Origin of the sequence: Protofrankia sp. CiP3, assembly GCF_917627345.1 — a bacterium.
Taxonomy (GTDB): domain Bacteria; phylum Actinomycetota; class Actinomycetes; order Frankiales; family Frankiaceae; genus Protofrankia.
Map to the genome: position 1 here is coordinate 115,507 of NZ_CAKJTM010000005.1, position 8,268 is coordinate 123,774.

The 8,268-nt window shown below is 69.4% G+C and carries 8 protein-coding genes; 6 read left to right on the top strand and 2 right to left on the bottom strand.

Annotated features, from left to right (window positions below; all coding sequences use genetic code 11):
• Nucleotides 1–257: 257 nt before the first annotated feature.
• The 6 genes from MJ797_RS03380 (at nucleotide 258) to MJ797_RS03405 (ending at nucleotide 6,590) form a co-directional block, all read left to right on the top strand.
• Entirely contained in the window at nucleotides 258–1,169 is a 912-nt protein-coding gene (locus tag MJ797_RS03380; RefSeq protein WP_239331720.1) for a phosphoribosylaminoimidazolesuccinocarboxamide synthase, read from the top strand.
• Between the two features lie 391 nt (nucleotides 1,170–1,560).
• Nucleotides 1,561–2,460, top strand: coding sequence for a pantoate--beta-alanine ligase (panC, locus tag MJ797_RS03385; RefSeq protein WP_239331722.1), 900 nt, complete (start codon nucleotides 1,561–1,563; stop codon nucleotides 2,458–2,460).
• Nucleotides 2,461–2,462: 2 nt separating this feature from the next.
• Complete coding sequence (panD, locus tag MJ797_RS03390) at nucleotides 2,463–2,966, top strand: aspartate 1-decarboxylase (protein WP_239331724.1); 504 nt, start codon at nucleotides 2,463–2,465, stop codon at nucleotides 2,964–2,966.
• Nucleotides 2,963–4,741 carry an L-aspartate oxidase gene (locus MJ797_RS03395; RefSeq protein ID WP_239331726.1) on the top strand — a complete coding sequence of 593 codons (1,779 nt, stop codon included), beginning with the start codon at nucleotides 2,963–2,965 and terminating at the stop codon, nucleotides 4,739–4,741. Before panD ends, MJ797_RS03395 begins: the two co-directional genes overlap by 4 nt.
• 41 nt (nucleotides 4,742–4,782) lie before the next feature.
• Nucleotides 4,783–5,838 (top strand): carboxylating nicotinate-nucleotide diphosphorylase, encoded by a 1,056-nt coding sequence (gene nadC / locus MJ797_RS03400; protein WP_239331727.1) that lies wholly within the window; start codon nucleotides 4,783–4,785, stop codon nucleotides 5,836–5,838.
• Entirely contained in the window at nucleotides 5,838–6,590 is a 753-nt protein-coding gene (locus MJ797_RS03405; RefSeq protein WP_239331729.1) for a type III pantothenate kinase, read from the top strand. The genes nadC and MJ797_RS03405 overlap by 1 nt, the downstream gene beginning before the upstream one ends.
• A 56-nt stretch (nucleotides 6,591–6,646) precedes the next feature.
• Here the strand turns inward: MJ797_RS03405 and MJ797_RS03410 are convergent, their stop codons facing one another.
• Both MJ797_RS03410 and MJ797_RS03415 read right to left on the bottom strand, forming a co-directional pair.
• Nucleotides 6,647–7,210 (bottom strand): GNAT family N-acetyltransferase, encoded by a 564-nt coding sequence (locus tag MJ797_RS03410; RefSeq protein WP_239331731.1) that lies wholly within the window; start codon nucleotides 7,208–7,210, stop codon nucleotides 6,647–6,649.
• Nucleotides 7,207–8,268: transcriptional regulator (locus MJ797_RS03415; RefSeq protein WP_239331733.1), on the bottom strand; the 1,062-nt coding region annotated here is incomplete at its 5' end. The genes MJ797_RS03415 and MJ797_RS03410, both read right to left, overlap by 4 nt.

Genomic DNA, 8,268 nt, shown 5'->3' on the forward strand with positions numbered 1-8,268 from the left:
CGCCCGGCAGCCAGCGGCGCCGGCTGGCCTTGCCCAGGCCGTGCCTGGCCCGCCAAGGTCGTTCGCTTACCGCCAAGGTCGTTCGCTTACCGTTACCATCGTCGGCCGCGGACAGCGAGCCCGCACGTCGGGACATGTGCGCCGGAGCACACGGCGGCCTGGCGGCACCGCCGCCACCCGTACCGCCCGTGCCGCCCGCTGCCCACGACTGCCTACCGACGCTCGATACGACCGGCGGGGCTCGATACGGTCTGGGTATGCCGCTGACGCACGAGGAGTTCGCCGGGCTCACCCACCTCGGATCTGGCAAGGTACGGGAAATATTCGCTGTCGGCGACGATTCGGTCCTGCTGGTCGCCAGCGACCGGATCTCCGCCTTCGACGTCGTGCTGCCGACTGGCATCCCGGACAAGGGCGCCGTTCTCACCGGGCTGTCCCTGTGGTGGTTCGACCAGCTCGCCGACATCGTGCCGTCCCATGTGATCAGCGCGAATGTGGACGAGTACCCCGATGAGCTGTCGCCCTATGCCGAACAGCTACGCGGCCGGTCGATGCTGTGCCGGCGGCTGTCCATGGTGCCGATCGAGTGCGTGGCCCGCGGATACCTGACCGGCAGCGGACTCAACGATTACCGCCGCACCGGCACGGTCAGCGGCCACGCCCTGCCGACCGGTCTCCTCGACGGCAGCAGGCTGCCGGCACCGATCTACACACCGTCGACGAAAGCCCCGGTCGGCGAGCACGACGAGAACATCAGCCGGGCGGACGCGGCCGCCCGCGTCGGCACCCGGCTCGCCGCCGAGGTGGAGAGACTCACGCTGGCAATCTTCGAACGCGCCACCGGCCTCGCTGCCGAGCGCGGCATCATTCTCGCCGATACCAAGTTCGAGTTCGGTCATGACACCGACAGCGTGCTACGGCTGGCCGACGAGGTGCTGACCCCGGACTCGTCCAGATTCTGGCCGATCGACAAATGGCAGCCCGGCCGCCCCCAGCCGTCCTTCGACAAGCAGTTCGTCCGTGATTATCTGATCTCCAGTGGCTGGGACCGCTCCGCGCCCGGCCCCGAACTTCCCGACCAGATCGTCGAAGCCACCCGCGCCCGTTATGTGGAGGCGTACGAACGCCTGACAGGTATGTCCTTCGCCGACTACATCGCCGCGGCATAGGCTGACGCACGGTGGTCCGGTGCCGGTGGGTTCGGCCGCGTGGTCACGCCGGATGCTCCTCTGTCCGTACCGGACCCGGTGTCCGCGCCGAACCCGGTGCGCGGCCAGCGCCGGTTCTTTCACTGTCGCGGCCAGCCGCCCGCGCCCGTGTCCATGTTTTCCGCGCTTCCGGTCAACCTCGGGCGGATGTCCGTCAGGCCGGGACAAGCCAAGGCCAGGCCACTGCTGTCGCCATTAATTGATCTTCTTGTGGAAGATCTTTCTGTTCGTCCCGGCATGAGGACGGACATGAGTGCGATGTGCGGTGGGCAACAGTTGAGCGCGGGCGATTGCGGGCGCGTTACGCTGACCGCCGACGTCCGGTACCCCCACGAGGACTGGAACGACACTGATGGCCAAAGCTGGAACCACGACTTCGGCGCGCCCCCGACCGCCCGGCGGCGGAGAGCCCGCGCTGGCACGCAGCCGAGCAGATCTTGAGGGACTGCTGCATTCATTACCCTTGGAACACAACCAAACACGTGCGGTCGTAATGACAATGGGGGCACTGCACGCCGGGCACAGCGAACTGATCCGGGCCGCTCGCGCACGCGCCGATCAACTGATCGTAACGATCTTTGTTAACCCGCTCCAGTTCGGCCCGCGGGAGGATCTCTCGCGCTACCCCCGGACGCTCGATGCCGACCTGGAAACATGCGCCCGCGAGGGAGCAGACATAATCTTCGCGCCGGCGATCGTGCACGAGGCCCCACCGGCGGTCCGGGTCTGCGCCGGCCCCCTCGGCGATCTGCTGGAAGGCGCGAGCCGTCCCGGTCATTTCGACGGTGTTCTCACGATCGTCGCGACACTGCTGCACCTCACCCGCCCGCAGCTGGCCTTCTTCGGCAAGAAGGACGCCCAGCAGCTCGTCCTTGTCCGCCGCATGGTGCGAGACCTCGCCTTCCCGACCGAGGTCGTCGGGGTGTCAACCGTCCGGGCACCGGATGGGCTGGCCCTGTCCAGCCGCAACTCCTATCTGACGACCCATCAGCACCAGGCCGCACTCGCGCTGTCGCGGGCGCTGGCCGTGGGGGTGAGCGTCGCGGACGAAGGCGCGGACGTGGTGCTCGAGGCCGCCGGGAACGTCCTTGCGTCCGAACCCGGTATTGACGTTGACTACCTCACTCTCGCCAGTCCCGACGACCTGACGCCGGTACGCACCGGCCAGGCGCTGCTGCTGGTGGCGGCTCGTGTCGGCACCACCCGACTGATCGACAACATTGAGCTCACGCTGCCCGAGGAGGCCGGCTGACCGTGTTCCGGACCATGCTCAAATCAAAGATCCATCGAGCCACGGTCACTCAGGCCGACCTGCACTATGTTGGCTCGGTAACGATCGATGCCGGCCTGCTGGAGGATGCGGATCTGCTCCCCGGCGAGCAGGTCACAATCGTTGACATCGACAACGGTGCCCGGCTGGAAACCTATGCGATCGCCGGCCCGCGGGGCAGCGGGGTCATCGGGATCAACGGCGCCGCGGCCAGGCTCGTCCATCCCGGCGATCTGGTGATCATATTGTCGTACGCGGTCATGACCGATACGGACGCCCGCCGGTTCGCTCCACGGGTGCTCTTCGTGGATGCCGCCAACCGGGTCGTCGCCCACGGGGACGACCCGGCGCAGGCAATCCCGGACGACCCGTCGAGCCTGCGCGGGGACATCGTCGGCCAGAACGCCGGCCAGAACGCCGCGATCCAGCCGGCGGGACGGCTGGCAGCAGCCGGCCAGGCATCGGCCAACCACCGGATCCGTACGTGACGGTCCTGCCATGCCGGCTCGGCGCACCCCGGCCGGGGTGGACCCGCGGAACCGACATCGTCGTGATCGGGTCCGGGATCGCCGGGCTGACCGCCGTGCTGCACGCCCGCACGGCCGTGCCCGGCGGTCGGGTGCTGCTGGTCACCAAGGCGCGCCTCGACGAGGGCTCGACCAGGTGGGCGCAGGGTGGGATTGCCGCGGCGCTCGCTCCCGAGGACTCCCCCGACGATCACCTGACTGACACCCTGGTCGCCGGAGTCGGGCTGTGTGACGTCGATGCCGTCCGGATCCTGGTCACCGAAGGCCCGGCCCGGGTTCGGGAGCTCGCCGACCTCGGTGCCGCGTTCGACCGCGACAGCTCCACTGGTGGGTTCGCGTTGACCCGGGAAGGCGGCCACCTGCGCAACCGAGTTGTGCACGCCGGCGGGGACGCCACCGGCCTGGAGGTCGAGCGGGCGCTGATCGCGGCGCTGCGCGCGGACCCGGGTGTCGAGGTGATCGAACACGCGCTCGTCCTCGACCTGCTGTTGGACGCGGACGGCAACGCCGCCGGAGTGACCCTGCACGTCCTCGGTGAGGGGACGGCAGACGGCGTGGGCGCCGTAACCGCCCGCGCGGTGATCCTCGCGACCGGCGGGATGGGACAGGTATTCGCTTCGACCACGAATCCGCCGGTCTCGACGGGGGACGGCGTGGCGCTGGCCCTGCGGGCTGGGGCAATCGTCACCGACCTGGAGTTCGTCCAGTTCCACCCGACCGCGCTGTGGCTGGCCGGACCCGGCGCCGCCGGTACGGCCCACAATCGAGGCGACCTCGTGCCCGGCCAGCAGCCCCTGGTCAGCGAGGCCATGCGCGGCGAGGGCGCCCGGCTGGTGGACGCCGCCGGCACCGCTGTCATGGCAGGTGTCCACCCGCTGGCGGATCTCGCCCCACGCGACGTCGTGGCGAAACAGATGTCGCGCGTCATGGCGGCCCAGGGCGTCGATCATCTCTACCTGGACGCCCGCGGGCTGGGCGGCTCCACGCTGCTGCGCCGCTTCCCGACGATCACCGCCCGCTGCCGTGCCGCCGGGGTGGACCCGGTCAGCGCCCCGATTCCGGTCGCTCCGGCCGCGCACTATGCCAGCGGTGGTGTCCGGACGGACAGTTGGGGCCGCACCAGCGTCCCCGGGCTCTATGCCTGCGGCGAGGTCGCGTGCACAGGCGTGCACGGCGCGAACCGGCTGGCCTCCAACAGCCTGCTGGAAGGGCTGGTTTTCGCCGCCCGGATCGCCACCGACCTCGCCCGGGGGCTGCCGGCACCGGCGCGGCCCGAGGACCCGGTAGTGGGACGCGGCTCGGCCGGGCTTACCGACCCCACAACCCGCGCCAGCCTGGCCCGGGCGATGGCCGACGGCGCGGGGGTGCTGCGCAGCGCGGACAGCCTGCGCAGGAGCGCCAGAACGCTCACCGCCCTCGGGATGCCACGGGCTGGCGGGAACACGGTCACAGCCGGGCCAGACGCCTGGGAGACGACGAACCTGCGGACGGTCGCCACCGTGCTGGTCGCTGCCGCGGCGATGCGTCACGAGACACGAGGCTCCCACTGGCGGGAGGATTTCCCCGATACTGATGATGTTGCGTGGCGTGGCCACATCCTCACCCGCCTGGACGCGGAGGGTGAGCTATCAGTAACATACGAGGCATTGGATATTTCGGATATGTCAAACGCCGCGGGTGGCCCGCGCGTCCTGGACACGAGCGCCGCCACGGGGCGGGCGTCGGACGCCGCCTGATGCCGCCGTCACCGCCGCTGCCACCCCCAGCATCGCTGCCCATGCCGGCCGGCGGCGAGCCGTCGCCGAGCGTGTCACCACTGTCGGCGGCAACCCGGGGCAGGCTGCTAGCCGCCGGTCTCGACCCGGAAGCGGTCATCGGGCTCGTCCGCCGGGCCGTCGCCGAGGATCTTGCCGACGGCCCGGCGGGACCGGTGGACGCGACGTCGGTCGCGACCGTGACCCCGGGGCTGCACGGCCGGGCCGCGATCGTCTCACGCGCGCCTGGAATCGTCGCCGGCCTCTCGGTGGCGGCCGCGGTGTTCGAGCTGGTTCTGGCCGAGGAGTACGGGCTACGGTATGACACGGCTGATGCCGAGCAGGCGCCGCGGTCCGTCGCCGAGCCTGCCGGGGAGCTGAATACAAAGATCATTGTTTCGGACGGCGACCGGGTGAGCCCCGGTGACACCGTCCTGACCGTGGCCGGCCCGGTACTCGCGCTGCTCACCGCGGAGCGCAGCGCGCTGAACCTGATATGTCACCTGTCCGGGATCGCGACCGCGACCCGCCGCTGGGTAGACGCGGTCAACGGCACCGGCGCATTGATCCGCGACACCCGCAAGACCCTGCCAGGGCTACGCGCTCTGGAGAAGTACGCGGTACGTTGCGGCGGCGGGGTCAACCACCGGATGTCGCTGGCGGACGCCGCGCTCGTGAAGGACAACCACCTGATCGCCGCGGGCGGAGTGCTGGCGGCCTTCACCGCCGTGCGCACCCGTTTCCCCGGTCTGCCGATCGAAGTGGAATGCGACACGCCGGCCCAGGTAACCGAGGCTGTGACAGCTGGTGCGGATCTGATTCTCTGCGACAACATGGCCCCGGACGAGTTACGTGAATCGGTCGCGATCGCGCACCCGGCCGGGGTGCGGGTGGAGGCCAGCGGAGGGCTGACGCTACGGGTCGCGCGGGCGGTCGCCGAGACCGGTGTCGACTTCCTGGCGGTGGGCGCGCTGACCCACTCCGCGCCCGCGCTGGATCTCGGTCTCGATCTGAGTCTTGAGCCGAGCCCGGATTCTGGTGGCCAGCCCGGTCGCACCACGGAGACGGAGACGGACTGATGCTGCTCGCGATCGACATCGGCAACACCAACACCGTTCTAGGCGTCTTCGACAACGACGAGCTCATCGATTCCTGGCGGATACGTACCGACCCACACGCCACGGCGGACGAACTGTCACTGCTGTTCCGCGGGCTGCTGCGGGGCTACAACGTCAACGGAGTATCGGTCTGCTCCACGGTGCCGGCGGCGTTACGAGAGATCCGCCGCATGCTGGTGCGGACGTTTGACGGGATCCCCGCGGTCGTGGTGGAGCCCGGCACCCGCACCGGAGTGCCGATCCTCATCGATAACCCCAAGGAAGCCGGCGCCGACCGCATCATGAACACCCTCGCCGCACACCACCTGTACGGGGGGCCGGCAATCGTTGTCGACTTCGGGACGTCCACGAATCTGGATGTCGTCTCCAGCCGGGGTGAGTTCCTCGGTGGCGCCCTCGCTCCCGGCATCGAGATCGCCCTTGACGCGCTCGCGTCGCGGGCCGCGCAGCTACGGAAGGTCGAGCTCACACCGCCGCGGTCAGTGATCGGGAAAAGCACGGTGGAGGCACTGCAGTCAGGAATGATCTATGGTGTGGTCGGGCAGGTGGACGGCCTGGTACGGCGCATCATCAACGAGCTGGACACAGCGCCCGTGGTTATCGCGACCGGCGGGCTCGCCTCGTTGATCATTGCTGAAAGCGAGACGCTGGCGTATCACGAACCGCATCTCACCCTTATCGGGCTGCGCCTGGTCTTCACCAAGAACACGTAGACGGGTTTTCGACCCCCGGGCCCAGGACCCCGCCAGACCGCCAGCGCCTGCGGACCTCACCCGCTGGTACGGGCCTCCCACGTCTGCCGGGTGATGGCGTAGACGTTGTTGTCCCGCCATGGGCCGATGGCGGACGCCTCACCTTGGAAGGTCATCCCGAGCTTCCGGGCGATCGCGTTCATCCCGGCGTTGTCCCGGTTCGTGAAGGTGACGATCTCGCCCACGGCAAGGGTGGCGAACCCCCAGGCGATCGCGGCACGGCATGCTTCCATACCGAGTCCTTCCCCCCAGCGGTCCCGGCGGATCGACACGGCGACCTCGACCCCGGGCCATCCTGGACCGAAGTAGAGCCCGGCCCGACCGAGAAATTCGCCGGTGCCCTTATCCTCGACGGCCCACATGCCATGGCCGAGCAGCACCCACATACCGATCAGATGGCTGATCAGCCGCTCTGTAGCGTCCCGGTCGAAGGCGCCGTTGAGGTGGCGCATAGTCTCCTCGTCGGCGTTCATCGCCGCGTACGGGTCGATATCACCCGCCCGCCAGCAGCGCAGGATCAGCCGGTCGGTGACCACGGTGGGTACGACGATGACGGTCGGCTTGCCGAGCGGGCCGCTCACGCCGTCAGCTCCGCCCGTGGTGCGGCAGCGAGCCGGTCACGGAAGTCTCTGACCGCAGGTAGCGCGCGATGGTCGGCCAGCATGGTCAGCATCTCCCCGGCGCGGTGGGTCACGGTGTGGGTGGGATGGCCATCGACGACGTCCAGGACCTGGATACCGACCCGGGCAGCCTCTTCCGGCTCTGGGCGTTCCCGGGAGATCAACGCTGCGGACAGGGTGAGCAGAGCATGTCCCCACTCCTCCCGGTTCGCTCGCGGCCCGGCGGCTTCATGCGCGGCTACGGACTGCCGCGCCCATGGCTCCGCCTCCTGGCCGTGCCCGATCGACGCGAGAGTGCCGGCCGTGAACATGCCCGCAGCCGCCTCCCCGAGCGGGAGGTCCCCCAGCTGCTGCGGTCCATCAGCCAGGGAGCGGTGCATCAGCGCCAGTTCGGCCCGGGCCGCCGCCGCGTTGCCGAGGCGTCCGTGGGCGCGTGCCCGGTACGCTGCGTTCCGGGCACGCAGGTACGGCGGATCAGACGGGCACCCGTCGAAGACAGCCACGGCCGCCTCATACCGCTTCCGGTAGTAGGCGATCGACGAGTGCATCCCGGCAACCGACGCGAGCAACACCGTGTCCTGCGTCTGCTCGGCGTACTGTCCGGCGAGCACAGCGAGATGCCGAGCCATGGCGAAGTCACCGAAGTTGAACGCTAGCCGGGAAGCGAAGTAGGACAGCCTTCCGGCCGCCAGACTCAACTGGCGATGTACGGCCAGGCTGCTCCGGCCCTTCAGCGCGGCGTCAACCTGAAGCCAGCGCCGTTCAACCTGGGGAAGAAGCACGGCGTGCGGGGTGACGGCGTAGACCGCGGCGATGCGGTCGATGTCGTCATCGATGTCCACGAGCGTCAGCGGATCAGGGTCGCCGCGCGCGATCTCCCGGGAGGTGTCCGCAGCAAGCGCGGACAGCATGGTGAACGCGCCTGCCCCCAACATCTGCCGCCGGTCCGTGGAACTCACCTCCTGCGGTTCGCCGATGCCGTGCCGCGCCCGGTAGATCCGCGCACGGAGCTGCACCAA

Excerpts from the sequence above, each read along its gene's own strand:
- MJ797_RS03380 (WP_239331720.1), top strand. The coding sequence starts at position 258 with ATGCCGCTGACGCACGAGGAGTTCGCCGGGCTCACCCACCTCGGATCT.
- MJ797_RS03405 (WP_239331729.1), top strand. The coding sequence starts at position 5,838 with ATGCTGCTCGCGATCGACATCGGCAACACCAACACCGTTCTAGGCGTC.
- nadC (WP_239331727.1), top strand. The coding sequence starts at position 4,783 with ATGCCGGCCGGCGGCGAGCCGTCGCCGAGCGTGTCACCACTGTCGGCG.
- panC (WP_239331722.1), top strand. The coding sequence starts at position 1,561 with ATGGCCAAAGCTGGAACCACGACTTCGGCGCGCCCCCGACCGCCCGGC.